Here is a 24,233-nt window from a genome sequence, read left to right on the forward strand (position 1 = left end):
GCTTCCAAGCAGCGTAACCGCACCGGCGGCGAGTTAATTATTACCTTGATAATGTGACCACTTCGACTATATTGCAAAGAAAACGCCACCTTGGAGAAATAATGCGTTGTCTTGTGATTTGGCTCATGTTTTTATTTTCGCAGTTATGTTCTGCGGAAACAGCCGCCTTCGCGGCATGCAGCCAATCGGCATCGGCCACCTTAGTCTCGCTGCAGGGCAGCCTTTATTTCGATCCCGACGGCCACGGCCGCTGGCAAGCGGCGCAATTAAACCAAGCGCTTTGCGAAGGCAGCCGGGTCCGGGTCGAAACCGATAGCCGCGCCAGCTTGCTATTGCCGAGCGGCATTACCTTACGTTTGAGCGGCGGCTCGGTCTTAACGCTAAATCGTATCGGTCAGCAAAGCCCCACGCTGTTGGACATGGCAAAAGGCTTCATCCATTTCATCAGCCGCACCCCAAAACAACTGCAAATCACCACGCCGGTGGCAAACGCCGGACCGGAAGGTACCGAATTCGCATTACAAGCAGACTCGGCGACGGCTTCGCTGTGGGTCTACGAGGGCGGCGTACGCTTTTTCAACGCTCAAGGCGAAATTCGCCTGCACCCCGGCGAAGCGGGGCAAACCCAGCTCGGACAAGCGCCGCGAGCGCAGCTGGACATCAAACCGCGCGACGCCGTGAATTGGGCGCTCTACTATCCGCCGTTGCTGGACTATCCCAGTCACACTCAGCCGGTCGAGCCGGGTTTAAGCGCGGCGATTGCCGACTTTCGCCGCGGTCGAACCGACCTGGCATTAACGGCCTTATCGGCTTTGGCCCCGGCCCAGCAAACGCCAGAGTTCTTGAAAGCCCGCGGCGCGATGCGTCTCAGCGTCGGCCAGACCGATGCCGCGCTACAGGACATCAACACTTTATTGGCAGCCAACCCGCGCGACGCCGACGCCCTGTCCTTGCAAGCCATTCTGGCGCTAAGCCAAAACCGCAAAGCCGAAGCCGACCGTCTGGCCTCCCAGGCGGTGGCCGCCGATGGCGGTTCGGCCGCGGCGCATTCGGCCCTGTCTTACGTGCAACAAGGCCGCTTCGAGCTGGAACCGGCCCAGGCATCCGCCGCGCGCGCCGCGGAACTGGCGCCGCACGATGCCCTGGTCTGGGCCCGGTTGGCCGAATTGCAACTGGCGCTGGGCCGGCGCGGTGAGAGCCGCGACTCTGCCGCCAAGGCCTTCCAGCTCGATCCTAATCTGGAACGTACCCAGACCGTGGCCGGTTTCTCGCACCTGTTCGATACCGAAATCGATCAAGCCCGCCGCAGCTTCGAAACCGCAATCCGCTTGGATTCCAGCTCGCCACTGGCGCGGCTGGGTTTGGGACTGGCGAAAATCCGCGACGGCGACCTGGAACAAGGCCGCCAGGAACTGGAAATCGCAGCGGTACTCGACCCGGAAAACGCACTGATCCGCAGCTACCTGGGCAAAGCCTATTACGAAGAACGCCGCGACAGCCTGGCAGCCGACCAGCTTGAACTGGCCAAGGAACGCGATCCGAACGATCCGACCCCCTATTTTTACGACGCCATCCGCAAACAAACCACGAATCGGCCGATCGAGGCCTTGGCGGATATGCAGCAAGCGGTCGAACTCAACGACAAACGCGGGGTTTACCGCTCCAAGTTATTGCTGGACGAAGACGCAGCCGCCCGCTCCGCCAACTTGGCCAGGATTTATAACGACCTGGGGTTTGGCAGAGTAGCTTTGAAGCAAGCCTGGAATGCGTTGGACTACCATTCGGCCGATCCGACCGCACACCGCTTCCTGGCGGACGCTTACCAGGGCCTGCCCGGCCAGCGAGTAGCCAGAGCCAGCGAGTTGTTGCAAGCCCAATTGCTGCAGCCGATCAACATCACCCCGGTGCAACCGCAACTGACTAACGAAAACATCGGCATCCTGAACAACACCGGCCCCGGCAGCCTATCGGTCAACGAATACGATCCGCTGTACACCGCCAACGGTGCGCACATCGTCCTGAACGGCGCCTACGGTAGCCGCGACACCAAGACCGACAGCGCCATCGTTTCCGGCGTTTACAACAATCTGTCGATGAGCCTGGGCCAATTCCATTACCAAACCGACGGCTTTCGCCAAAACGACGACTACCAGCAAAACATCTACGATGCGTTTGCCCAGTATGCTTTTTCTTCGGATTTCAGTATGCAGGTGGAGTTGAAGTCGGAGAAGATCCGGGCGGGAGATGTCGCCACACGATTAAATGGAAACCACGACACAACCCTTAGGCAACTCAACAACCAGGATACGGCTCGCATTGGCGCGCATTACCGCATCGATCCGGAACAAGACCTGATCGCCTCCGGATTTTATACATCAAAGCGTGAGGTAACAGGCAATCAAGTAACCGACGTTTCTTCGCCGAATGACCTCAACTGGAATATTGACTCAACTTCGCGAAACACTCGAAGCGTCGGGTATCAAACCGAATGGCAGTACATTTTTCACCCCGAGAATTTCGAAATGATTGCCGGCTTGGGTTATTTAAACTTGGAAAACCATTTACACGCCAACGAAGAAGTCAATTTTTTTGTACCGCCGGCCTTTATAGAGAATTATTCAACCCGACAAAAATTCGATACCGATCATTTCAACGGCTACATTTATACCAAACAGCACTTTGGCCGCAGCATCGTCACTACATTGGGATTAAGTTTCGATTCCATCACCAACCAACTTAATCAGTTTGACTCTGTGCTAAGCAACTCGTTTGGCGATTCCGGGCCCTTTCGCCGAGCTCCAGACCTAATTGAACGTCAGCAGTTAAACCCGAAGTTTGGCATAACCTGGAATCCTATCGAGAACCTGACAGTCCGCGCCGCTGCATTTAGAACGCTAAACCGCCGGCTGGCAGCCAACCAAACCATAGAACCCACGCAAATTGCCGGCTTTACTCAGTTTTACGATGAAAACAACAGCGCAAGCGCTTGGCGCTATGGATTTGGGATGGATTACCACCCATTGAAAAACGTGTTTTTCGGTGGCGAGTTGAGTTGGCGAAACAGCAATCAACCCTCAAATGGCGCAGAAGTAAACGCCAGTCAGGATCGCAACGAATCATCGCACTTGGCTTACCTTTATTGGACTCCTACTGACTGGGCTGCGTTTCGAACCGAGTATCGCTACACAACCACTGACCGAAGTTTTACTCCGGGCAATGGAAGCGGCAATCTTCCACAGAGCGTCGGTACCCACCAAGCACCGATTTCTTTAAACTTGTTTCATGCAAGCGGTCTGTTTACCCGAGTGACCGGAACCTTGGTCAGCCAGCACGTCGTCGAAGTAAGTGATTCTGTTACTACGTTACTGGAACATCGCAGCGAGGCATTCTGGACCTTTGACGCCGCAATCGGTTATCGCTTTCCACAAAGACTGGGAACGATTAATTTCGAAATGCGAAATTTATTCGATAATAAATTCAACTACCAAAGTAACTTCGATGCGGTTGGCCCGCAACTCAGTCCGTTTATTCCAGAACGGCAATTGTTCGTAAAACTTAACTTGTTTTATTAAACTAGTATTCCGGACTTTTTTATTAACCAGGAGAAAATTGATGACCATCAAAACAACCGGCAAAAACTTGGCGTTATTAATCTCGAGCAGTCTATTTATGTTTGGGTGCTCTTCGCATCACCCGACATTTCAGAAACTATTGGATAAGGAGGTTGCACTCGCTAGCGGCATTGATTTCAAAACGGAAAAAGTCGTGGCGGTTGACCCGGAAACCGAAGAGGAAATTATGCCATGTAACCATTCGGGTGCGGACAAACCGGACGGTCGAGCTAGTGTGGCGCCAAGTACCAACAGCAATACCGCAGACGGCAAGACGGATTGCAAAGTCGAGTTATTGCTTGACAATAACCCAGCGTTGAAAGCTGCGATCGCACTCAGCCAAAAAACAATCGAAGGCAAAATCAAAAAAGACGGAGAACAAAAACCTGCGCGTTTTGTTGTCACGGTCACGACGCTTTACCATGGCTCGCATTGCAATGTGGTCTATTCCGGTGGAGATCAATACGAAAACTGCAGCAAACACACGCGCCCTACCCGTTAGTATTGATCGAAGCAACTAGACGATCGGCCGCTGTTTTCTGGAATTTGAAAGTTTTCATGTTGCAGCGGCAATTTGCTGGCTTATCCGAATCGGAGAAACACCTAAGTCCTCTCAGCTCAAAGTCTCTCGGCATATCGATTTGCCTGTTAAAGACTACGAGCATCCAATAAGCAATGAACCGTCATTTTCTGCGTACGGTTGTTCTCGCCGCAATCTCACTGATACTGACCTGTGCAGTAGACTCGTCAACCGATCTCGAACTCTCCAGCCAAGACACCCTCTTCCGCTGGCGGGGGCCGTTGCCGTCACCGGGGCAAGTCGTCGTCGTGGCGATGGACGAGGCTTCCGAAACGCAGTTGGGTGTCGGCCAGGATCTGACGCGTTGGCGGCCCTACCATGCCCGCTTGATTCGGCAATTGCAGCAGCAAGGCGCCAGACTGGTGATTTTCGATTTGCAGTTCATCACCCCCAACCCGGCGGTGGATCCGGACTTGGCAGCCGCAATGCGCGAAGCCGGCAACGTGCTGATCGGCGAATGTATCCAGAAATTCCGCCACGGTACTGCCGACTTTTTCGGCCGCGAAGAATGCGCGGAGGCCAACCGGCAAACGGTCATTGCCCTGGAAGGCGAGGCGGCCGGGGAATTGCCGGAACAATTGGTGGCAATGCGTAAAATCAGCGCGACGCCGGCGATCGCGCAAGCGGCGCTGGATAGCGCACCGTTTTTCCTGGTCAACGATGCCGAGGAGGCCAAAGTCCGGGAAGTCTGGACCTTTTTCGACGCCCTGGCCGATTCGCCGAGCCTGCCCGTACTGGCCTGGGCTTACACGCGACAACCTTTCGCCGACTGGACCGGAACCGGTCAAACCCTCTCCGCTTGGCTGACCGACCGCCGCCGGGATTGTCTGGCCGATGCCGGTTATGCCGCGCGTAGCGGCCTGGGGGCGGATTTCGATAAGGTGCTTTGCGAGGGCGACAGCCGCTACCTGAACTATTACGGCCCGCCCAAGACGCTCCGGATGGAGTCTTACGTCGATGTCTATTCCGGCCAAGTCAGCGACCTGCGCGACAAAGTGGTGTTCGTCGGCCGTGCCAACCGCCAATTCTCGCCCGGCAAAACCGATTTTTTTCCGACGCCGTTTTCCGATTCGCACACCGGCAAAATGGCCGGCGTCGAGATCATGGCGACCCAATTCGCCAACTTGAGCCAGGGTGCCTTCGTCGAAATGCCGTTACCGTTTTGGTCGGTATCCGCCGTCTTCGGCCTGGCTATCGCCGGCTTGCTGAACAGCCGCAGCAAACGCCGCGGCTTGTTTGCCAGCCTGCTGTTGGCCGCAGCTTATGCCGGCTTTGCCGTTTATGCCTTTGCCGCGCGGCATTGGTGGCTACCGCTGGCGGGACCGGTATTGGTGCAACTGCCGGTGTCGTGGTTGCTTGCCTTGGTCTGGTCCCGAATCGATTTGCTGTGCGAGCGCAAACGGCTGCTGGCGTTCGTCCGCCAGGTGTTTCCGCAATGGGCCACCTTCGTCCCGGCTGCGCCCGGCGACTGGAACCCGGATCGGCATTTGCCGCCGACCCGCCCGGAACGGGATGTCAGCGGCTTGTGTCTGGCGACCGATATCGCCGGTTACACCGGCATTGCCGCCCAGCATTCGCCGCATGAAATGTGGCAATTGTTAAATGCCTACTATCAGGTACTCGGCCACCCGGTCATTTCCCATGATGGCGCGATTGCCGACGTCACCGGCGATGCCATGATGGCGGTCTGGTTCGAATTGGCGCCGGCCAAACAGCGGCTGTTGGCCTGTCTGGCGGCGCTGGAAATGGCAGAGGCGGTCGCAGCCTTCAACAAAACCTCGCCGCTGGCGGCATTGACCACCCGCATCGGTCTGCATGAAGGCCCGCTGACTCTGGGCCGGCTGGAAACCGGGCAGACCAGCCATTACCGGGCCATCGGCGACACGGTCAATACTGCGTCCCGGATCCAGGGCGTCAACACCCCGCTGGGTACCCGTATCCTGGCAACGTCGACCATCACCGCCGGGATCGACGGCGTTCTCAGCCGCCCGGTGGGCGCGTTTCGACTGGTGGGCCGCGCCGAACCGGTGGAATTAACTGAAATCGTCGGCCATGGCGAGTCGATTCCGAACATCGTGCACAGCATCTTCGCCGATGGCCTGGCCGCGTTTCGGGCCGGCCATTGGCCGGAAGCGGTGCGGGTGTTACAAGCCGTTTTGGAGCTGGACGCTAACGACGGCCCCAGCCGTTTTTATCTGAAAAAGGCGCTGGCCTACCGGCAACAGCCGCCCGAGGTTTGGGACGGGGTCATCGACTTGGACAGCAAATAAACCAGCCCGCCGCCGACACGCCGGCCGGCCAAACGGTCTATTTCCCGCTCAGCAGCAGCAAAGCCAGCACAAAGCTACAGACAAAAAAGCACAGCGCCGCGCTTTTCCAGAACAATAACGGATTGCGCTCGACCAACGGGATTTTGTCTTCGGCCTTCAAGAATTGGGGATTCGGCGTCGCCAGATCGTGCAGAAACTCCGAAAGCTCGTCGTAACGCGATCGCGGCGAGAGACTGGTAGCCTTACGTAACGCACCGTCGATCCAGACCGGCACCAGCGGATTGCGCCGTATGCTCGGAACGTACTGCAAGCGCTCCAGATTGGTCCGGTTGGGTTTTTCCGGCAAACTACCGTACGGCAACTCACCGTTGAGCATTTCGTAGCAAATCACACCCAGCGAAAACAGATCGGATTTGACCGTGCCGCGCTGACCAAGGTGGTATTCCGGCGCCGTGTAATTTAACGTGCCGAGGATATTTTCGTCGCCGGCATGATCCAGCGGCGTGATTTCGGCAATCCCGGCGATTTTAACCGAACCGAAATCGATGATTTTGACGCTGCCGTCGGCGGCAATCATGATGTTTTCCGGCTTCAAATCCTGGTGCAGCATTTCCATGCGGTGAAACGCGCGCAAGCCTTTGGCGATTTGCTCGACTAAAGCCCTGACCTGGCGCACCTCCGGTTTCGGATTGTCCGCCATCCAGTCGCGTAAGGTGCAGCCGTCGATATATTCGGTCACATAATACAGACAGGACTTGCTGCGGTCGGTTTCCAACACCTGCAGCACATTGGCGTGCTGAATCCGCTTTCCGGCCCATTCCTCGTGCAGAAAATGCTCGATGTAATGGGTATCGTCGTCGTACAGCACCGACGGCGTTTTCAGAATCACCCGCCGGTTGTGCAAAGTGTCGTAAGCCCGGTAGATTTGGGTGCGCTTGCTGGCGTGCAATTCGGCTTCGATCCGGTAGCCGTCCAGCAGCATGCCCGGCTCCAGCGGCGGCGGGAAAGGCAAATGGCCGTTATGGCGCAGTACTTCGTCTTCCCGCAACAACGGCAGGCTGTCGACTTCGACGATCTGGCAGGTGACGTTATCGTCGCTGCCGTTGGCCAAAGCCGCAGCCACCAGATTGCGCGACATTTGTGCCAAATCGACCGCTTCCGCCAGTTCTGCGCGGATCACCGCCTCTCCGACAAAATCGTGCAAGCCGTCGGTGCTGAGCAGGAAACGGTCGCCCTTCTCCAGCGTCAGCGATTTGTAATCGATCTCCAGATGCGGCTCGATGCCCATCGCCCGGTTCAGATAGCTCTTGTCGTCGCTAACCCACAGCCGGTGGTCGCGAGTGAGTTGCTCGAGCTGGCCCTGGCGAAACAGATAGATGCGCGAATCGCCGACGTGGAAAAGATGCGCGGTATTGGATTTCAGCACCAATACGCTCAAGGTGCTGACCATGCCTTTGACCGAGGCATAACGCATCCGGCCCTGGCTGTGCAGCCAGGAATTGGTGGCCGACAGGATTTTTTGGCCGGCCTTGGTCACCGACCAGGAATCCGGCGTGCTGTAATAATCCTCCAGAAACGCGGTGATGCAGCAATGGCTGGCTTCCTTGCCGGCCTCGCTACCGCTCATGCCGTCGGCAATCGCGACGGCAACGCCTTTTAAGGTCAACTGCGGTTCGGCCGGCACCAAGGCGCCCCAGAAATCCTCGTTGTCGGCTTTAACCCCTTTGTCGCTGGCGGCACCGATGCGTACCGTTAAAGTTTTGACCATTCTGCGGGTTTAACCTGGTGCGGAGACAAGCCCGTCAGCAAGCCGGACTGCGGCCGAGTTCGGCCAGAGCCTGTTGCAGTTTGGCGCTGACCAGCGCCTGATGGTGGCGGCGCAATACCGAATCTGACGGGCACGGCGCCAGGCCGGCCTGGATTTCGCTATTGATTTGCGCCAGAAAATGGCGCCTCAACACAGCATCTTCCGGCAGACGGCGGCTGTGCACCGCACAAACCGCTGCCCGCTCCGGCCCCGCTTCCAGCATTGCGGCCGACTGGCGGCAAGCGGTGCGCCAACAAAATACCATCCCCAGTGTCACGGTCGCCAATACGGTTTCAATCACGTCGAATACTCCTAAATCACAAGTCACAAAATGGCCGGGAGCCTCCGGCCGCTCAGTTCAGTTCGATCATCGCCACGCTACCGTCTTCCATGACTTCCGCCATATGCCCGGCCGGCTCCTCGATGAATTGAACGCTTACCGCCACCAATACCGCCGTGGCGGCGATGGTCAGGAAGAAGATTTCCGGCGTCACGAATGACAGCACGGTCAAAAAAGTCACGCCGCCAACGTTGCCGTAAGCGCCGACCATGCCGGCGATCTGGCCGGTCATACGCCGTTTGATCAGCGGCACCATGGCGTAAACCGCGCCGCAACCGGCCTGAACGAAAAACGAGCATAAAAAGGTGGCGGCGAAGGCCAATGCGATCGGCCAACTCGAGTCGATTTGCGACATTGCGGCGTAGCCGACCGCACAGCCGATCACGCAGATACTCAAGGACAATTTGCGGCCGTATTTATCGCTGAGCCAGCCGCCGCCGGGCCGCGCCACCAGATTCATGAAGGCGAAGCTGGAGGCCAGCAGGCCGGCCTGCACCGTGGTAATCCCGGTATGTTTAAAGGTGTCGTGGAAGAACATCGGCAGCATCGAAACCACCGCCAATTCGGAGCCGAAGGTTACCAAGTAGGCTAAATCCAAAATCGCGACCTGCTTGAATTGATAGCGGTGTATCGGTTCTATAGGCTGCGCCAAGTACTCGGCGTTGATATGCACGATTTTGTAGACGTTGAAGGCAAACAGCGTCCAAATCACGACATAGGCGGCGATGGTTGCCGGCTCCGACAGCAACTTCATGCCGGTCGGCGACAGCTTCCAGGCCAGCAGGGTCAGAGCTGCATACAGCGGTACGCTCATCAGGATGTACAGCGCCAAGTCGGCGTAGCTGGTGACTTCCATCGCCCCGGCCTTCTTCGGTTTGAAATAGGTCGAGCCTTTGGGCGTATCGCTGACGCTGAAAAAATACACGACCGAATACAACAAGGCCAGCACGCCGGTCGCCGCAATCGCGTAACGCCAGCCGTCATCGCCGCCGAAGGCCAGCGCCAGAGACGGCAATACGATCGCCGCCGCCGCCGAACCGAAATTGCCCCAGCCGCCGTAGATGCCTTCGGCGATGCCGAGCTGCTTGGCCGGGAACCATTCCCCCACCATCCTGATGCCGATCACAAAACCGGCGCCGACGAAGCCCATCAGAAACCGGGCCAGCGCCAATTGCTCGAAATTGTCGGCGGCGGCGAACATGAAACAGGGCACGCTGCCGACGGCAAGCAAGGTCGAATAAGTCCGCTTCGGCCCGAATTTGTCCACCAAAATGCCGATCGCAATCCGCGCCGGGATCGTCAGCGCCACGTTCAGGATCAAAATGGTTTTAGCCTCGGCCGGGCTGAGCTGCAAAGTTTCGGAAATCGCCAGCATCAGCGGCGCGTGGTTGAACCAGACCACGAAACTGATAAAAAACGCCAGCCAGCTCATGTGCAAAATTTTCATTTTGCCGGCAAAACTGAACAAATCGAGGTTGCTTGATGACATATAAAACCAAAGAACAGAGTGAATGAAACTATCGTGCGGCCGTTGCCGGCGATACCGGGCCGGTCAATGCTGCCTGTGGGTGGGTGGCTTTGTGCAGCGCCAAGCTTAAGCCGAAAACCAGCAGCGCCAACAGCAACGCCAATCCTTTCCAGAATGCCAGCGGGTTGCGTTCGATCAAGGGCGGCCGCGCCCGGCGTAAGAACGCCTGATTGGGTTGGCGCAAATCGTGAACGAATTCGGCGATGTCGGCGTAACGCTGGGCGGGGTCGGGATGCAAAGCCTTGCGCAGCGCATCGTCGACCCACACCGGAATCTGCGGTTGGGCGTAATGCAGGTCATCGTAACGCAATTTGGATTGCGCCTGCCGGCTACGGCATTTGGCGACTTCGGCACCGTAGGGCAAGCGGCCGCTCAACATCTGGTAGGTAATCGCGGCCAGGGAAAACAAGTCCGAACGCGGCGTGCCCTGCTCGCCCAGAAAATATTCCGGCGCCGTATATTGGGCCGTACCGAGAATGTTAAGCCCGGCCAGCTCCGGCAAGAGTTCGGCGACGCCGGCCACCCGCACCGAACCGAAATCGATGATTTTCACACCGCCGACATGGTCAATCATGACGTTCTGCGGCCGCAGGTCCTGGTGCAGCATTTCCAGACGGTGAAACGCGCGCAAGCCCTTGCCGATCTGTTCGACGATGGCCCGCACCGCTTCCAGCGCCGGTTGCGGGTGGTCCAGCATCCACTGCGCCAGGGTGCGGCCGTCGACGAATTCGGTCGCGACGTAAAGAAAATTGCGTTTCCGGGTCGGCGGACACGGTTTTAGCACGTAAGGGCTGTCAATCCGGCGCGCAATCCAATCTTCCATCAGAAACCGTTCCAGATAGGCAGGATCTTGGCGCAAGTCGATCGACGGCGTCTTCAGCACCACCTGGGCGCAGCTATCGTTATCGAACGCCAGATGGACGTGGCTGCGGCTGCTGACGTGCAACTCCCGGACCACGGTGTAGCCGTCGAAGTCCATCCGCTCGCGCAACTGCGGCGGCAGCGGCAACTCGGCCAAGGCCGGCAATACTTCGTCGGCTGCCGGCTGCGGCAATTGCTCGACGCGGACGATTTGCACGGTCAGGTTGTCGCCGCTGCCGGCGGCAAGCGCAGCCTCGGCCAGCGCTTTGGCGGCGACATCGAGATCGCTGCCGGCAGCGGCGATATGCTGATCGAACAACTTGACACCGGTGAATTCGTAGACGCCGTCGGTAGCCAACAGGAATAGATCGCCGTTTTCCACCGTTTCCGCCCGGTAATCGAGTTCCAGATGGCTGTCGATTCCGAGCGCCCGGCTCAAATAGCTGGTTTCCGGCGACACCCACAAGCGGTGGTCGTTGGTCAATTGCTCCCATTCGCCGCCGCGGCAGCGATAGATCCGGGCGTCGCCGACATGAAAAATATGGGCCGTGGCCGATTTGATGACCACAGCGCTGAAAGTGCAGACGTAACCGCGATCCTTGTCATAGCAATAGCGGCTGTGGCGGGTTTGCGCGTACAGCCAGGAATTGGTCGCAAACAAGACTTTTTGCGCCGATTTTTTAACCGACCAAGCCTCGGAAGTGCAGTAATAGTCCAACAAAAACCCGGTTACCGCGGCCTGACTGGCAATATGGCTGACGTCGCTGCTGCTGATACCGTCAGCCACGGCGAATGCGATGCCTTTTGCGCTCAATTGCGGCTCTTTCGCAACGTAAACGCCGTGGCAATCCTGATTCAGCGGCTTGCGGCCGCGGTCGGAATATTGGCCGACGCTGACGGCCAGTCGTCCGGACATCTAGGCTCCGGCTGCGAATCAATAGCTCTTGTACGGCAAAAACTTACCGCTCATGACAATCCTGACCCGGTCGCCTTTCGGGTCCGGCTCGCGTTGCAAATCCATGCTGAAGTCGATCGCGCTCATAATGCCGTCGCCGAATTCCTCGTGGATCAGCGCCTTGAACGTGGTGCCGTAAACGTTGACCAACTCGTAGAAGCGGTAAATCAGCGGATCGGTCGGTACCGCACTCGGCAACGAGCCTTTGTAAGGCACCACTTGCAGCTGCTCGACCGCTTCCGCCGGTAATTCCAATAATGCCCCTATCGTCGCGGCTTGTTCGGCGTTCAGAGTCATTTGTCCCAACAGCGCCGCGGTGGTCCATTCTTTGCTCATGCCGATGGCTTCGGCCAGTTGCGGCCAGCTCAGTTGTTTGCGCAGTTTTTGGGCGATAACCAGTTCGGTGACTTCGTTGCGGTTCATATTGCGTTCTCCTTGTCCAATAAATACGAAATGAATGGCCCGCCGCAAGCGGGCCGGATACGGCTTAGTTAGCAGCGCGTTTCGGCGCGGTTCTGACGTGGGTGGAATACAAGGTCAGGCCGGTGAATGCCAGACCGCCGACCAGGTTACCCAGCACAGTCGGAATTTCGTTCCAGACGAAATAGTCCATAATCGAGAAATTGCCGCCCATGATCAACCCGGACGGAAACAGAAACATGTTGACCACTGAATGTTCGAAAGTCATGCCGAAGAACAGCATGATCGGCATCCACATCGCAATGACTTTGCCGCTGACCGAGGTGGAAATCATCGCCCCGACCACGCCGGTCGACACCATCCAGTTGCAAAGCATGCCGCGGATGAAAATGGTAAACCAGCCGGCCATGCCGTATTTGGCATAGCCCAAGGTTCTGGCTTCGCCGATGCCGGCCAGCTTTTGGCCGACCGCATCCGGCGGCACCGAAAAGCCGTAGGTGAAAACAATCGACATCATCACCGCGACGGTCAGCGCACCCAAAAAGTTGCCGACAAAGACCAAACCCCAGTTGCGCAATATGCCGCCGGTGGTGACGCCGGGGCGTTTGTCCAGCCAGGCCAACGGCGCCAGCACGAACACGCCGGTCAACAGATCGAAGCCCAGCAGATACAGCATGCAGAATCCCACCGGGAACAAAATCGCACCGAAGATCGGCGAACCGGTCTGCACGGTAATCGATACCGCAAACACGGCAGCCAAGGCCAAAATTGCACCGGCCATGTAAGCCCGGATCAAAGTATCCCGGGTCGACATGAAGACTTTGGATTCGCCGGCATCGACCATTTTCGTGACAAATTCCGCTGGAATCAGATAAGACATAATTCACCTTTGAATTGGATTAGGTACGCAAAACCCGGACGTAACAAGGCAAATGCCCGGATGGATGTTATGGAGCCTGATCGCGCAAGCCTCCGTCCCCGACAACTGACGCCGTTATGCGCCGATTGCAGGACCTGAGACTTCAAGGTGGGAACAATGGCGAAAGCGGTTGCCGCCCGCAAATCGCGAGCCGCTGTTCAACGCCATTGTTGAAGGGGAAACGGTGCTGCTGTGCACCGGCCAGATGTAAAGCAGAATTAATGCCAATCCTCGCAATACCGCCAATTGCCTGACGGCCTCCCGAGCCGACCCAGCATTGACCCAGCAAGCTCGCACCAACTTGGACCAAGAGCGCACCAAAACCGACACAAAGCGGGGTCGACCAGGATTTGGCCAGCCGGCCCGATTTACAAGGCTGCCGGCAGCGATGTCGCGGCGGCTAAAGCTCATCATTCCACACAAGTGCCGTCATGCCCGCAGGACGCCGGCATCCAGTGCCATCGACGGCAACTTCGAGCCCTTGCAGCCTGTATACGCTTCGCGGTCGGCTCCGGCACAAATCGGTCTGGAACAGATTTACATTACCCTGTCAGGCAGGACAGCCTGACATGAATTCCTGCCGGAACGACGGTTACAAACAACGATGTCTATAACGGCTAACGCGCCGCCGCCACGGCGCGCACGGCAGCGGCCAATTCGCCGGCAAAGCGGCTCAAACAGATGCTCTGTGCGGCGACAATGGCTTCGGCGCCGCCTGCGGCCGTTTCGCTGCATTCGAAGCGCTTGCCGGCCAGATTCCGCTCGCCCTGCTTCAATTGCCACTGTGCGGACAGTACGCTGCGTCCGGCGGCGGTCTGGTGCAATTCCAGAATGTCGAAGCCAAGTTGATAATCCAGCCGCTGCCGCGCCGACCATGGGTAGCGCACCACTTGCTCGACGCCGAGCCGGATGGCCAAAGTCTGGCTCAAGGTCCGGGCGATATTTTCGTCCAGCCGTTCGGCCCAGCGGTTGTGTTCGTCCAGCCGGTACTGGTGATCGCTCAAGGCCGTGACCAATTGCGGCCGGTCCAGATAGGCCGGCAAGCGGATCGGCCCCAGGCCGATCACCGTTCCCGGCGCCAGCGCCGGGCCGGATTCGTTCGACGCGCCGCTGTCGGCCGTCAGCATGTAAAACTGTAACGGCGCACTGCCGCAAGCGGCCAGTCCCGCAATCGCCGCGGCCGCCAGCGCCGGGTAAATCCATCGCCTGCCGATCATCGCTTCTGCCTCCGTCTATTTGCCGTAAATGATTGCATTCGGCTGCCGCTCCAACGATTCGCCCAGGTCTTTCAAGGCGCGGGCGGCGTTGCGCATTTCCTGCATCGCCTGACTTAACGGCGCGTCCGGCGCTGCCATCGCCTCGACCGCAGCCAGCGTACCCTGCGAGGATTGCATCAGCTGGGTGGCCGTATTCAAACTGGTTTCGACGGCCTTCAGCACCGGCAACAACTGCTTGTTCAATTCCTGCAAGGTGGTGCGGGTATCGCTCAACGCGCCGTTGGCGTTGGTCAGCAACGGTCCGGTCTGGCTATTTAAGGTTGCCATCAATTTCTGGGTTTCCTGCAGCGATTTGGCCAGGGCCGCCATCGATTTACGGGTATCGTCCGACTGCAACAGCGCCCGTATCTCGACCAGGGTTTCCGACAGGTTTTTCAGGGTGTCTTCCAGCGGCAACTGCTTGGCGCGGTTGATGATTTGGTCGGCGGTATTGCGGATTTCGTCGACCGTGGTCGGCACGCTGGGCAATTCCGGCAGATTTTTGTAATCCAGCTTGACCAGATTCATCGGTTTGTCGGCATGGAAATTCAGATCCACATAGAGCAAGCCGGTCAGCAGGCTCTGGGTTTCCAGGCGCGCTTTCAGGCCCAGATCGATCAGTTTCTGTGCGGCTTGCCGGTGCTGTTTCTCGGTATGGGCGCCACTCTGCTGCCCGGACACGTCGCGCAACAAGGCCGGATCGATTTCGATCACCACCGGCTTGAACACCCGGCCGGTGGCTTCGTCCATCACCAGCGAAATTTCGCTGACGTTGCCGATCTGCACGCCCTGCAACTTGACCGGCGCACCGACGTTGAGGCCGTTCAGGGCCGAATCGAAATAAATCACGAAGCGGTTCTTTTCCTTGAAAAACTGGCCGCCGCCGAACACCATCAACGCGACCACCAGCAGCGTCAGAGCGCCGACCAGAAATATCCCGATTGCCAAAGGATTGGCTTGTTTACTCACCTATCGCTCCCTATCAAGTGTTTGGCGCCGTGGCGGCCGTCCTGCTCGCCGCGGGTCAGGAAGCGGACGATACTCGGGTCGGCGGATTGTTCCAAGAGCTGGCGCGGCGGGCCGCCGGCAATCATGGTGTGGGTCTCGGCATCCAGAAACACCGAATTATTGCCGATGGCGAAAATGCTATCCAGATCGTGGGTGACGACGACGATGGTCGCCGACAGCGCGTTGCTCAAACTCAAAATCAAATCGTCCAGCAGCTTGGCCGTGATCGGGTCCAGCCCGGCCGACGGCTCGTCGAAAAACAGAATTTCCGGGTCCATCGCCATGGCCCGCGCCAGGCCGGCGCGCTTTTGCATGCCGCCGCTCAACTCGGACGGGTAATAATCCTCGAAGCCGGCCAAGCCGACCAAGGCCAGTTTGTAGGATACGATTTCCCGGACTTTCTTCGGCGGTAGCGCGGTGGCTTCGGTAATCGGCAAGGCGACATTCTCGGCCAAGGTCATCGAACTCAACAGCGCCCCGCTTTGAAACAGCACACCGGTGCGGGACAGAATCCGCTCGCGGGTATTCGGATCGGCTTGCCACAAGCCCTGCTCGCCGTAATAGACGTCGCCCTGGGCCGGCGCCTTCAAGCCGATCATGTGCCGCAACAACGTGGTCTTGCCGCAGCCGTTGCCGCCCATTACCACGAATACGTCGCCGCGGTTGATCGTGAAATTCAGGTCGCGCTGAATCACGAAATCGCCGTAGGTCATGGTCAGGTCTTTGACCGTGATGCAAGCTTCGGCCATGGCTAAATCCCGAGCCGGTTGCAAATGATCGTCATCACCGAATCGGCAACGACGATGAAAACGATGGCGGTGACTACAGCCGAAGTCCCGGCCTCGCCGACCGCCGAGGCGCTGCGGCCGCACTGCATGCCGCGCATGCAGCCGGACAACGCGATCAGGATGCCGAACACCCCGCATTTGACAAAGCCGATGGTGAAATCTTTCATTTTTACGGCGCTGGCGGTGCGATCCACATACTCGGTCAACGAGACATCGAAGAAATTGACGGTGACCAGGCCGCCGCCGATGATGCCCATCAAATCGGCGTACAAGCACAGCAGCGGCATGATCAGAATCAGCGCCAACATCCGCGGCAGCACCAGAAACGCCATCGGGTCCAGATTCATCGTGCGCAAAGCGTCGATTTCGCTGTTGACGTGCATCGTTCCAAGCTGAGCGGCATAGGCGGCGCCGGTGCGGCCGGACATGATGATCGCCGTCATCAGGCCGCCCATTTCCCGGGTCATGCCCAGGCTGACCAGATTGGCGATGTAGATTTGGGCGCCGAACAACGAAAGCTGCACGGCGCCGACGAAGGCTAGAATCAGCCCGACCAACAGGCTAATTAAGGTGACAATCGGTAAAGCCGACGGCCCGCATTCCTGCACGTACAACCACAAGTCCTCGCGGCGGAAGTGGGCCTGGCCGCGCACGGTCGCCAGCGTGCTCAACGCCATTTCGCCGACGAACAGCAACATGGCTCGGCTTTCCCGCACGGCTCCGACCCAGGCCGAGTGCACGGCCTCATGCCAGGATACCGATTGTTGCTGCCGATGGGCATCGATCCGCTCCGGCACCGCGGCCGCCAGTGCCAGCAGGTTTTGGATCGGTAGGGGCAATGTGGTTTTGTCGACCGCAACGCCGCTGCGATTAGCGCAATCGAGCAGTTTGACCACTTCGGTGACCAGCATGCTGTCCCAGCGCCCCAAGTCGGTCGTGGAGAAAATCAGGCTTTTCAGTGCGGTATCGGATTCAATTTGCGTCAACACCGGCTCCACCGGCGGCACCGGCGCGTCCAGCACCCAGTCGCCGCCAATCGCCACTTCCAGCGTCTGCTGGCGGCGAACGGTACTGATTGAGGCGCCGGCAACGGCGTTAACGATTAGGGGAGAATTATCGCTTTGTATCATTCCTTGGCTTACCGAATGGAACGGGCGACCAGTATGCGCACAAGCCCGGCACAAGGCAAGGGCCGCGCAGCAACTCGTCGGCATGCATCCGCTTCAGCAATGCAGCGGAAGAACCGGCAGCCGGCTAGCCGATGTCCTTAAGTTAAAGATGATTCAAGCCCTGTAGCAGCAGGCCATGCCTACGACCCTAGGCGTTTGCTCGCGGGCATGGCCCGCTCCTACAAACCGCAAGCGGCGGTTGTTACCGCGAACCAGACGCTCTTCTGGGTCCGACGCATCTGCGCGCAGAGTCCGTTAACCGGCCTGCCGATCTCAGCCAGGCATGCTGCGAAGGATGACTGCACAAACAAACTTGGGTAAAGGAGAATCCGAAGTCGAGCTGAGATTTTCAACCTGTTGCGGTCTATCGCCTAACGTGATTCAATCACGACGATTGAGTTGTTTCCAGCCATAACGTGCCATCATCGACGATATACAGAGGTTAAAATTATATGAGTATCAATATCTTATATTTTATAAGGCCGTTTTTTTGTAGTTATACGGAAACTATCTAATTCCTTGTTATATTTATATCAGTATCGGAGGTGTTTTTGGAGTGAGCGGGACGTGAGCCAAATCTACTGTGAAAGCCAAACAGCAATCGTTTTAGAAAGTAGTGATCGTTCAGGGGGTTCAACTCCCCCTGGTAAATTCAAGTTTAGTTTTAACCATACTCAATCTTGCCTGGAGGTGCAACATGACTAAAATCATCGTTAACATCAAGTTGAAAGCTCGTAGGGTAGTATTGGTTTCATTGTCTTTGCCACTGGGTTTGTACGGCGTATACCTCGCTCAGCCCAAAACCACTTCCGTAAAATATAACCAGGCAAATTAACTCGGACCGCAAAAACCGCTACGCGCTTTTTGCGCCCGGTTATTTGCAGCGTTAGGCAACACCAACATGCGCGTCAAACTACCTGCCTTGGAGAAGAACATCTTGAAGTACAGAGCGCTTCAGATGGTCTTGATACTTCATCAAGTTGAATCGCTTCGAGCCTTTGTCATCGGCTCAATTCGCACCAGCGACAAGTTTGCAACGCATGCTGCTAAGGAGCCCCTGCTCCCTGATGGAATCAACCGACCTATGGAGAAAGCTTTTCAAATACTTGTAGAAAAGGAGGTCATCACCGCGAAGGAAAGCGAAGAGCTCCAAGCCATCATCAACCTACGCAACCAAGTCGGCCACAAGATCCATGAATTGGTGTCTGACATCTCTGCACCCAAGACACTACGCGGGAATGATCACGTCTATGACTACTTTGCACTGGATAGGTTTGAGCGCTATCGAGAAAAAATTTCCAAAGGAATGATGAAGCACTTTGTCCTTCAACTAAGCTTTCGCGACCTTGCCTTTGAGCAGGCCGAGGCCACTTACAAGGAAGAGTTGCGTCGTCTGCATAAACGAATTGAGCGGCAGTACGAAGAGCGAAAGAAATCTGTCGCCTAACTTGGCGTTCAACAGCTCGCGTAGGTTGGGGTGAGGTACGAACCCCAACATTTTTAACCGGTTCGGCCTTTATTGGTTATTGATGGTTTTATTGGTCGCAATGTCTCGCTGTCATGTTCGGTTGGTGGCGGAACGGCTGTCGTGTTGGGGTTCCTGTCGTCACCCCAACCTACGCTCCCCAAATCGTTTGTCGTTTTCGAGGGAGGCGATTCCCCAATCGGCTGGCAAGGCCCTAAGGCAGATTCGCAGCGCTAGCGACAATCCGCCAGAACCTCGAAACCACCCGGCGTTTTGCTATCACGAAAACGCCCTACAGTCCTGGCGAAGGATTATGTGTTTTGCTAGCGTTAAAGCCGCTGCCTTCTTGTTGGGTAGTTGATCGGCGACGGAGGCCGCAAAAAATGTTTGGCATAGAGATTCGAACCGTTTTCAAGCGAGCAAGCACAGCCGGCCAAGGCCGCACAGACTCGCCCGCGCATGGTGAAGCCGTCGTGATCGCTAACCCGGCGCCCAACATCGCTCCTTTCGGTCGCTGGACGCTGCACCATCAAGTCGCTCCGCGCCGGTTAGCGCTGGGTTGGACATCATGAAACGTATTTATTCAGCTTGGGCGAAACACGGCTCGTCGCTGCCAAACTGTCTGGCAGAAGGCCTTGACCCGCCGCGATTCAACAACGGGGAGATTGATCCTGATTGCCAGGTGCGCCTCTGGACTATAGAAGTTGGGTCTCTTGAAGAGGCATTGGCGATTAGAAATCTTAGATGCGGTTGGGAGCCGTATGCACCCGAAGGCGAGGCGGAACCATGCCCAAGGTGTGGCGCCATGCACTATCCAATGGGTAGCGGTCAGTGTTGGCAATGCGATCATCAGTGCTAGGTGTGTGTCGCGCTTGACCGGAGCGCGGTCTTATTTTTCAGCTTTACGTTAGGCGATATGGCAGCGCCTTCTTTTAACCTGCCATAACAATACCTTGAGGAGGGAGCATGCCCACTTTAGTCGAGACTGAAAAAGATAAATCCAATAAAACAGTCACTACTGTTATCTACGCTCTGTACGCCGCATCGCTGTTGCTTGGCATTACGAGCATCGTCGCCATCGTCATGAATTACGTCAAAAAAGATGATGTTGCGGGCACATATCTGGAAAGCCATTTTCGTTGGCAAATACGTACCTTCTGGTTCAGCTTGTTGTGGGGCATCGTTGGCTTCGTTACATTCTTTATTGTCGTTGGCTGGTTTGTGCTGATTGCCGATCTTGTCTGGTTTATCTACCGCATCGTTAAAGGATGGCTACGCCTCAATGAAGGAAAACCAATGTATAGCGTCTGACCCCGTCCTCTACTCGGACAGTAAAAAGCCGCGCGACTTCGTTGCCCCGCTGTTTTACTGCCGGTTGTGGCAGACATTAAACTAGCCGTCATGTCTTTCGATTTTTGGTGGCTGGCGCGTTTCGTAGACGAAGAAGAGGTCGGCTCGGTCTCAATCTCGTTTGCAAGGGCAATGGCGGCCGGAGGGCCATCGGCGGCCGGTCTGCTGGCAATTCGGCGGTGGATTCAGAACGAACCATGCACCGCAGCACGCGGCTACATGAGTTTGCCGCCAAGTGTTAAACAGGCTTTTGGTGGTTGGTATAAGGATTTCATTTGGGCTTTCAATCTGCCGGGATTTCAAGTTTTTGGTGAACAGGTAGCAAGTCAGCTAACCGAAGACAACTGCTGTCGCTTCATTTCAATTCGCCGCTGTAGCCCCGCCGCAGTCTTGTGGCAGGCCTTGGGATACGAAAGAGCTAGTCGTCTTCCCGGCATTTACGGGAACCTGTTCATACCGGCAAGTGAAGTGGCAACCGCCCTGAGGGTGGTTAAAGAAAGCTATGCCGGACTTGACTTGAATCAGGCGACGGCACGTGCCCATGCTTGGATAGCGGATAGCAACAGCCTCGAGCAGACCAGAGAGGTAATAGAGTTATTGCCGGTCGCGCTGACCGAGGCAACGCAGCGGGGCAAGGGTTTGCTCGTCGTAGGGAGGCCGCAGATTTAGGCATCTGCGGGCAGTTCAAAACCACCCGGCGTTTTGCTATCGCGAAAACGCCTTACGGTCCTGTCGATGACATTACAGATTCACGAGAAATCTGAAATGTGAGCTCGCGTAGGTTGGGGTGAGGTACGAACCCCAACATTTTTAACCGGTTCGGCCTTTATTGGTTATTGATGGTTTTATTGGTCGTGATGTCTCGCTATCACGCTCGGTTGGTGGCGGAACGGCAGTCTGTTGGGGTTCCTGTCGTCACCCCAACCTACGCTCTGACTACCGGTAATAAATAGGGCCGGGTTAATAATCGTCCGGGGAAAGCGGTGATGACCAACCCGCTCGCGCCTATAAAACCTTGGGCGGCTAAAACTCGTGCAATACTTTTGCCCGACAGCACAGAGAACGGGATTGAGGAGGTCCTTGTGAAATATTACGGCCAATGCTTATGCGGTGCGATCCGCTATCAGCTTGCAGGCGATCCCAAGCTAGTCGCCTTGTGTCATTGCAAGGACTGCCGGAGAAGCGCCGGGGCGCCTATGGTGGCATGGGCGATGTTTCCTGAGTCAGCCCTGACTGTAACAGAAGGGCAACCAAAGACGATCAATTCGTCAGGTACCGCGATGCGCAGTTTTTGCGCCGAGTGTGGGAGCGGCCTGTTTTACCGCAACGCCGCGATCCTTCCGGGGCTAGTCGATGTACAGACATCGACTCTCGACGACCCTGACGCCCTTGCACCTACAATGCAAATACAGGTGGCGGAGCGGCTCGTATGGATGAAACATATTCATGAGCTGCCAGAGTTCGAACGCTATCCGGTCTAAATCGAAGTGTCTGTGCTGACCTCCAATTCGGATGCACGAGGCAGCGTTTCCGCCTGGCAGTTCAGCACCGAATCGGGATCCGCTCAGAAAATCGGCAAACTGATCTCCAGACTGCGCTCGGCCAGCCAGACGCAGGCCAGCGCCGCTATCGCCGCCGAACCCCAGCGCAGCGCCGACTGCGAATAGACCGCAAACCGGCCGGCATAAACCACCAGCGGCAAAACCGCCGCCACCGCCGCCAACTGCCCGGCTTCGACGCCGAGGTTGAAACCCAACAGCGCGACCAGTTGCGAGCCGCGTGCGCTACCCATATCCAATAGCACGCTGGCGATACCCATGCCGTGAATCAAACCGAAGCCGAATGCCAGCCAGGCCCGGCGCCGAGACAGCAGCGGATAGATATTGTTCAGCGCCGCCAACGCCACCGATGCGGCAATTGCGGATTCCACCCAACGCGCCGGCAAGGCGATGACGTGCAATGCGGTCAGGCTCAAGGTCAAAGAATGCGCCAGCGTAAACGCGGTCACCACGGCGGCGGCGTCCCAGGCCGCCGTGCGCCAACTGCCGACGGCGCGCCAGCCGGTGCGATCCCAGGCCAGTCCGGCCGGCAGCAACAAGCTCAACAGAAACAACAGATGGTCGTAGCCGATCAGGATATGCCGCATCCCCTCGCCGGCAAAACTGGCCAACACCGGCCAAATACCGGTTTGGCTAGCCCTGTCGAAATCGATGCGGTGCGCGTCCGGCCCGAACACGGCCGGCCGGTCGCTGCCCGCCCAACTGAACAGGCCGCGGTGCTGGGCGTCCAGATCGAAAAACAAGCGGTAATCCACCGACCACGGCCCGGCCGGGTCCGGGCAGGCCAGCGCAAAATTCAGCACGGCATAGTTGCCGTCGCTATGGCTATCGACCTGCAATGCCCCCGGCTGCAGCGCGCAGGGCTGACCGGCGCTGGCGACGGTCAGACGCTGCAAGGCATAAGCGAACACGGCATCGCCCAGGTCGCGCAATTCGCCCCAGGTGATGGCGCCGTCGCCGTTCGCATCCAGGCCCAAGGCATAATCCAGGTCGCGCAAGGCAATATCCCAGCGGCCTTGCCGGTGCGCACTGTCCAGACTCAAATAACTGTCGCTGGCTTTATGCGCCATGGCCGGGGCGCAGCAACACAAGCATAAGCAGAATACGGCCCAGTTTTTCATACTCCCTCCTCGCCGAAACGGGCGATCAACGGTTGCAAGCGGCTGTCCTGCATACCGTTGGCAGCCAGGAAATCCAGCACCGGCTGCAACTCGGTCCGGGGTTTGCCGGCGGCCAGCGCCGCTTCCAGCAAGATCCTGGCGTCGCGCGGCTCGCGTTGAATCATCCAATTGGCTTGGGCCAATGCGAACGCCGCCTCGGCCTCATTGCACAGCTGCAATCGGAAGCGGGCTTCGTCGGCTTGGTGGCGGTTGTCGCCGCGCAGCCGCAACGCGGCAAACCGGGCCTGCAATGCTTCGGTATGGGCATTGCTATCCCGCTGCGGCAAATGGCGTTCGGCCAGCGCCAGCCGTAACAGAAACGGGTCGGCGCGGCTGCGGTCGGCCAATAAATCGACCACCTCGGCGTAACGCTGCCGGTCCAACAGAAAATCGGCATAAGCGGCCAGCAGATAGCCGTCAGCCTCGGCTGCAGACAGCGCTTGCCGGTAATGGCGCTCGGCGGCGGCGACATCGCCGCGGCGTTCGGCGATTTCGGCCAACGTTACCAAAGCCCATTGCCGGTCGGTTGCGGCAGCCCCGGAAGCATGCTCGAGCGCCTGCTGCAACTGCCGGTAGGCCGTCTCGCTCTGCCCGGCCAAACTCAATACCGAATTAATGCAGACGGCGCCGACCAGCGCTGCGGCGGTTTTCGCCAACGGCAGACAACTGCCGGCGGCTGCGGCATAGTCGCCCTGCACTTCCAGAATCGCCGCCCGGGTCAACCAGGCCTGCGCCAGACGCGGCCGGACCGCTAAGGCCCGCTCCAACAACGCCAGCGCCGGCGCGAAGTCGTGCCGGTTTTGCAGTAAGGTGGCTTGCAGCGTCAACACTTCGGGATCGGCAGCTGGCCGCAGCAGCCAAGGCTGCAGCGCCGCTTCGGCGTAACCGAAATAGCGCGGATCGGCCTCGGCCCGACCCAATTCGATATAACGCCTGACCAGTTGCAGCACCGGCGGCAAGGCCTGCGGCGCGGCGGCAACTTGCTGGCGCAAGGTGCGCAGTTCCAGCCAGTGACTGCCGCGCGCCGGCAAAGTCTCGATCACCTGGCCGGCGTCGGCCGGCAGGTAGGCTTCAGCCCAAGCGGCCGGCAGCGCCGACGCCAAACCAATAAACAAAATTAGCCATCTCCAACTATTCGCCATGATTGATCTCCGGATCGATGCGGCGGCGGCCAAGCCGCCACCGCT

The 24,233-nt window shown here is 57.7% G+C and carries 19 protein-coding genes; 7 read left to right on the top strand and 12 right to left on the bottom strand.

The window, feature by feature from the left end:
* The first annotated feature begins 125 nt into the window (after nucleotides 1-125).
* The 3 genes from PL263_RS07745 to PL263_RS07755 all read left to right on the top strand — a co-directional run bounded on the left by PL263_RS07745 (nucleotide 126) and on the right by PL263_RS07755 (nucleotide 6,461).
* Nucleotides 126-3,572, top strand: a complete 3,447-nt coding sequence (locus PL263_RS07745; protein ID WP_278212445.1) for a FecR domain-containing protein — start codon at nucleotides 126-128, stop codon at nucleotides 3,570-3,572.
* 40 nt (nucleotides 3,573-3,612) lie between these two features.
* The gene (locus PL263_RS07750; RefSeq protein WP_278212446.1) at nucleotides 3,613-4,113 is read left to right on the top strand and encodes a hypothetical protein; all 501 of its coding nucleotides are present in this window, start codon (nucleotides 3,613-3,615) and stop codon (nucleotides 4,111-4,113) included.
* Nucleotides 4,114-4,286: 173 nt separating this feature from the next.
* On the top strand, nucleotides 4,287-6,461 hold the full coding sequence (locus PL263_RS07755; protein WP_278212447.1) for an adenylate/guanylate cyclase domain-containing protein: 2,175 nt from the start codon (nucleotides 4,287-4,289) through the stop codon (nucleotides 6,459-6,461).
* Between the two features lie 37 nt (nucleotides 6,462-6,498).
* On the opposite strand, the gene PL263_RS07760 is transcribed toward PL263_RS07755, so the two are convergent.
* The 10 genes from PL263_RS07760 to PL263_RS07805 all read right to left on the bottom strand — a co-directional run bounded on the left by PL263_RS07760 (nucleotide 6,499) and on the right by PL263_RS07805 (nucleotide 17,473).
* Nucleotides 6,499-8,229: a bifunctional protein-serine/threonine kinase/phosphatase gene (locus PL263_RS07760; protein ID WP_278212448.1), complete on the bottom strand. Its 1,731-nt coding sequence runs from the start codon at nucleotides 8,227-8,229 to the stop codon at nucleotides 6,499-6,501.
* Nucleotides 8,230-8,263: 34 nt separating this feature from the next.
* Nucleotides 8,264-8,569 (bottom strand): hypothetical protein, encoded by a 306-nt coding sequence (locus PL263_RS07765; RefSeq protein WP_278212449.1) that lies wholly within the window; start codon nucleotides 8,567-8,569, stop codon nucleotides 8,264-8,266.
* 52 nt (nucleotides 8,570-8,621) lie between these two features.
* Nucleotides 8,622-10,097, bottom strand: a complete 1,476-nt coding sequence (locus tag PL263_RS07770; protein ID WP_278212450.1) for a NarK family nitrate/nitrite MFS transporter — start codon at nucleotides 10,095-10,097, stop codon at nucleotides 8,622-8,624.
* A gap of 28 nt (nucleotides 10,098-10,125) precedes the next feature.
* Complete coding sequence (locus PL263_RS07775; protein ID WP_278212451.1) at nucleotides 10,126-11,913, bottom strand: bifunctional protein-serine/threonine kinase/phosphatase; 1,788 nt, start codon at nucleotides 11,911-11,913, stop codon at nucleotides 10,126-10,128.
* Nucleotides 11,914-11,931: 18 nt separating this feature from the next.
* Complete coding sequence (gene cynS, locus PL263_RS07780) at nucleotides 11,932-12,375, bottom strand: cyanase (RefSeq protein WP_278212452.1); 444 nt, start codon at nucleotides 12,373-12,375, stop codon at nucleotides 11,932-11,934.
* 64 nt (nucleotides 12,376-12,439) lie between these two features.
* Entirely contained in the window at nucleotides 12,440-13,252 is an 813-nt protein-coding gene (locus PL263_RS07785) for a formate/nitrite transporter family protein (protein WP_278212453.1), read from the bottom strand.
* Between the two features lie 656 nt (nucleotides 13,253-13,908).
* Complete coding sequence (locus tag PL263_RS07790) at nucleotides 13,909-14,508, bottom strand: PqiC family protein (RefSeq protein WP_278212454.1); 600 nt, start codon at nucleotides 14,506-14,508, stop codon at nucleotides 13,909-13,911.
* Nucleotides 14,509-14,523: 15 nt separating this feature from the next.
* Entirely contained in the window at nucleotides 14,524-15,516 is a 993-nt protein-coding gene (locus PL263_RS07795; protein WP_278212455.1) for an MlaD family protein, read from the bottom strand.
* Nucleotides 15,513-16,304 (bottom strand): ATP-binding cassette domain-containing protein, encoded by a 792-nt coding sequence (locus PL263_RS07800; RefSeq protein WP_278212456.1) that lies wholly within the window; start codon nucleotides 16,302-16,304, stop codon nucleotides 15,513-15,515. The genes PL263_RS07795 and PL263_RS07800 overlap by 4 nt, the downstream gene beginning before the upstream one ends.
* 2 nt (nucleotides 16,305-16,306) lie before the next feature.
* A complete protein-coding gene (locus PL263_RS07805) occupies nucleotides 16,307-17,473 on the bottom strand; it encodes an ABC transporter permease (RefSeq protein ID WP_278212457.1) in 1,167 nt (388 codons plus the stop codon).
* A 940-nt stretch (nucleotides 17,474-18,413) separates the two neighbouring features.
* Between PL263_RS07805 and PL263_RS07810 the strand changes: the two genes are divergently transcribed.
* The 4 genes from PL263_RS07810 to PL263_RS07825 all read left to right on the top strand — a co-directional run bounded on the left by PL263_RS07810 (nucleotide 18,414) and on the right by PL263_RS07825 (nucleotide 21,808).
* Nucleotides 18,414-18,959 carry a hypothetical protein gene (locus PL263_RS07810; protein WP_278212458.1) on the top strand — a complete coding sequence of 182 codons (546 nt, stop codon included), beginning with the start codon at nucleotides 18,414-18,416 and terminating at the stop codon, nucleotides 18,957-18,959.
* A gap of 984 nt (nucleotides 18,960-19,943) precedes the next feature.
* Nucleotides 19,944-20,288: a hypothetical protein gene (locus PL263_RS07815; RefSeq protein ID WP_278212459.1), complete on the top strand. Its 345-nt coding sequence runs from the start codon at nucleotides 19,944-19,946 to the stop codon at nucleotides 20,286-20,288.
* A gap of 90 nt (nucleotides 20,289-20,378) precedes the next feature.
* Nucleotides 20,379-20,996 carry a hypothetical protein gene (locus PL263_RS07820; RefSeq protein ID WP_278212460.1) on the top strand — a complete coding sequence of 206 codons (618 nt, stop codon included), beginning with the start codon at nucleotides 20,379-20,381 and terminating at the stop codon, nucleotides 20,994-20,996.
* Between the two features lie 317 nt (nucleotides 20,997-21,313).
* On the top strand, nucleotides 21,314-21,808 hold the full coding sequence (locus PL263_RS07825; protein ID WP_278212461.1) for a GFA family protein: 495 nt from the start codon (nucleotides 21,314-21,316) through the stop codon (nucleotides 21,806-21,808).
* Nucleotides 21,809-21,891: 83 nt separating this feature from the next.
* Here the strand turns inward: PL263_RS07825 and PL263_RS07830 are convergent, their stop codons facing one another.
* Both PL263_RS07830 and PL263_RS07835 read right to left on the bottom strand, forming a co-directional pair.
* On the bottom strand, nucleotides 21,892-23,007 hold the full coding sequence (locus PL263_RS07830; RefSeq protein ID WP_278212462.1) for a HupE/UreJ family protein: 1,116 nt from the start codon (nucleotides 23,005-23,007) through the stop codon (nucleotides 21,892-21,894).
* Entirely contained in the window at nucleotides 23,004-24,188 is a 1,185-nt protein-coding gene (locus PL263_RS07835) for a hypothetical protein (RefSeq protein ID WP_278212463.1), read from the bottom strand. Before PL263_RS07835 ends, PL263_RS07830 begins: the two co-directional genes overlap by 4 nt.
* Between the last annotated feature and the right edge of the window lie 45 nt (nucleotides 24,189-24,233).

Source organism: Methylomonas sp. EFPC3 (assembly GCF_029643245.1).
GTDB lineage: Bacteria > Pseudomonadota > Gammaproteobacteria > Methylococcales > Methylomonadaceae > Methylomonas > Methylomonas koyamae_B.

What these genes read in the sequence shown, in the direction of transcription:
- PL263_RS07745 (WP_278212445.1), top strand. Translation starts at nt 126, where the DNA reads ATGTTTTTATTTTCGCAGTTATGTTCTGCGGAAACAGCCGCCTTCGCG.
- PL263_RS07750 (WP_278212446.1), top strand. Translation starts at nt 3,613, where the DNA reads ATGACCATCAAAACAACCGGCAAAAACTTGGCGTTATTAATCTCGAGC.
- PL263_RS07755 (WP_278212447.1), top strand. Translation starts at nt 4,287, where the DNA reads ATGAACCGTCATTTTCTGCGTACGGTTGTTCTCGCCGCAATCTCACTG.
- PL263_RS07760 (WP_278212448.1), bottom strand. Translation starts at nt 8,229, where the DNA reads ATGGTCAAAACTTTAACGGTACGCATCGGTGCCGCCAGCGACAAAGGG.
- PL263_RS07770 (WP_278212450.1), bottom strand. Translation starts at nt 10,097, where the DNA reads ATGTCATCAAGCAACCTCGATTTGTTCAGTTTTGCCGGCAAAATGAAA.
- PL263_RS07775 (WP_278212451.1), bottom strand. Translation starts at nt 11,913, where the DNA reads ATGTCCGGACGACTGGCCGTCAGCGTCGGCCAATATTCCGACCGCGGC.
- cynS (WP_278212452.1), bottom strand. Translation starts at nt 12,375, where the DNA reads ATGAACCGCAACGAAGTCACCGAACTGGTTATCGCCCAAAAACTGCGC.
- PL263_RS07785 (WP_278212453.1), bottom strand. Translation starts at nt 13,252, where the DNA reads ATGTCTTATCTGATTCCAGCGGAATTTGTCACGAAAATGGTCGATGCC.
- PL263_RS07790 (WP_278212454.1), bottom strand. Translation starts at nt 14,508, where the DNA reads ATGATCGGCAGGCGATGGATTTACCCGGCGCTGGCGGCCGCGGCGATT.
- PL263_RS07800 (WP_278212456.1), bottom strand. Translation starts at nt 16,304, where the DNA reads ATGGCCGAAGCTTGCATCACGGTCAAAGACCTGACCATGACCTACGGC.
- PL263_RS07805 (WP_278212457.1), bottom strand. Translation starts at nt 17,473, where the DNA reads ATGATACAAAGCGATAATTCTCCCCTAATCGTTAACGCCGTTGCCGGC.
- PL263_RS07810 (WP_278212458.1), top strand. Translation starts at nt 18,414, where the DNA reads ATGCGCGTCAAACTACCTGCCTTGGAGAAGAACATCTTGAAGTACAGA.
- PL263_RS07815 (WP_278212459.1), top strand. Translation starts at nt 19,944, where the DNA reads ATGCCCACTTTAGTCGAGACTGAAAAAGATAAATCCAATAAAACAGTC.
- PL263_RS07820 (WP_278212460.1), top strand. Translation starts at nt 20,379, where the DNA reads ATGTCTTTCGATTTTTGGTGGCTGGCGCGTTTCGTAGACGAAGAAGAG.
- PL263_RS07825 (WP_278212461.1), top strand. Translation starts at nt 21,314, where the DNA reads ATGACCAACCCGCTCGCGCCTATAAAACCTTGGGCGGCTAAAACTCGT.
- PL263_RS07830 (WP_278212462.1), bottom strand. Translation starts at nt 23,007, where the DNA reads ATGAAAAACTGGGCCGTATTCTGCTTATGCTTGTGTTGCTGCGCCCCG.
- PL263_RS07835 (WP_278212463.1), bottom strand. Translation starts at nt 24,188, where the DNA reads ATGGCGAATAGTTGGAGATGGCTAATTTTGTTTATTGGTTTGGCGTCG.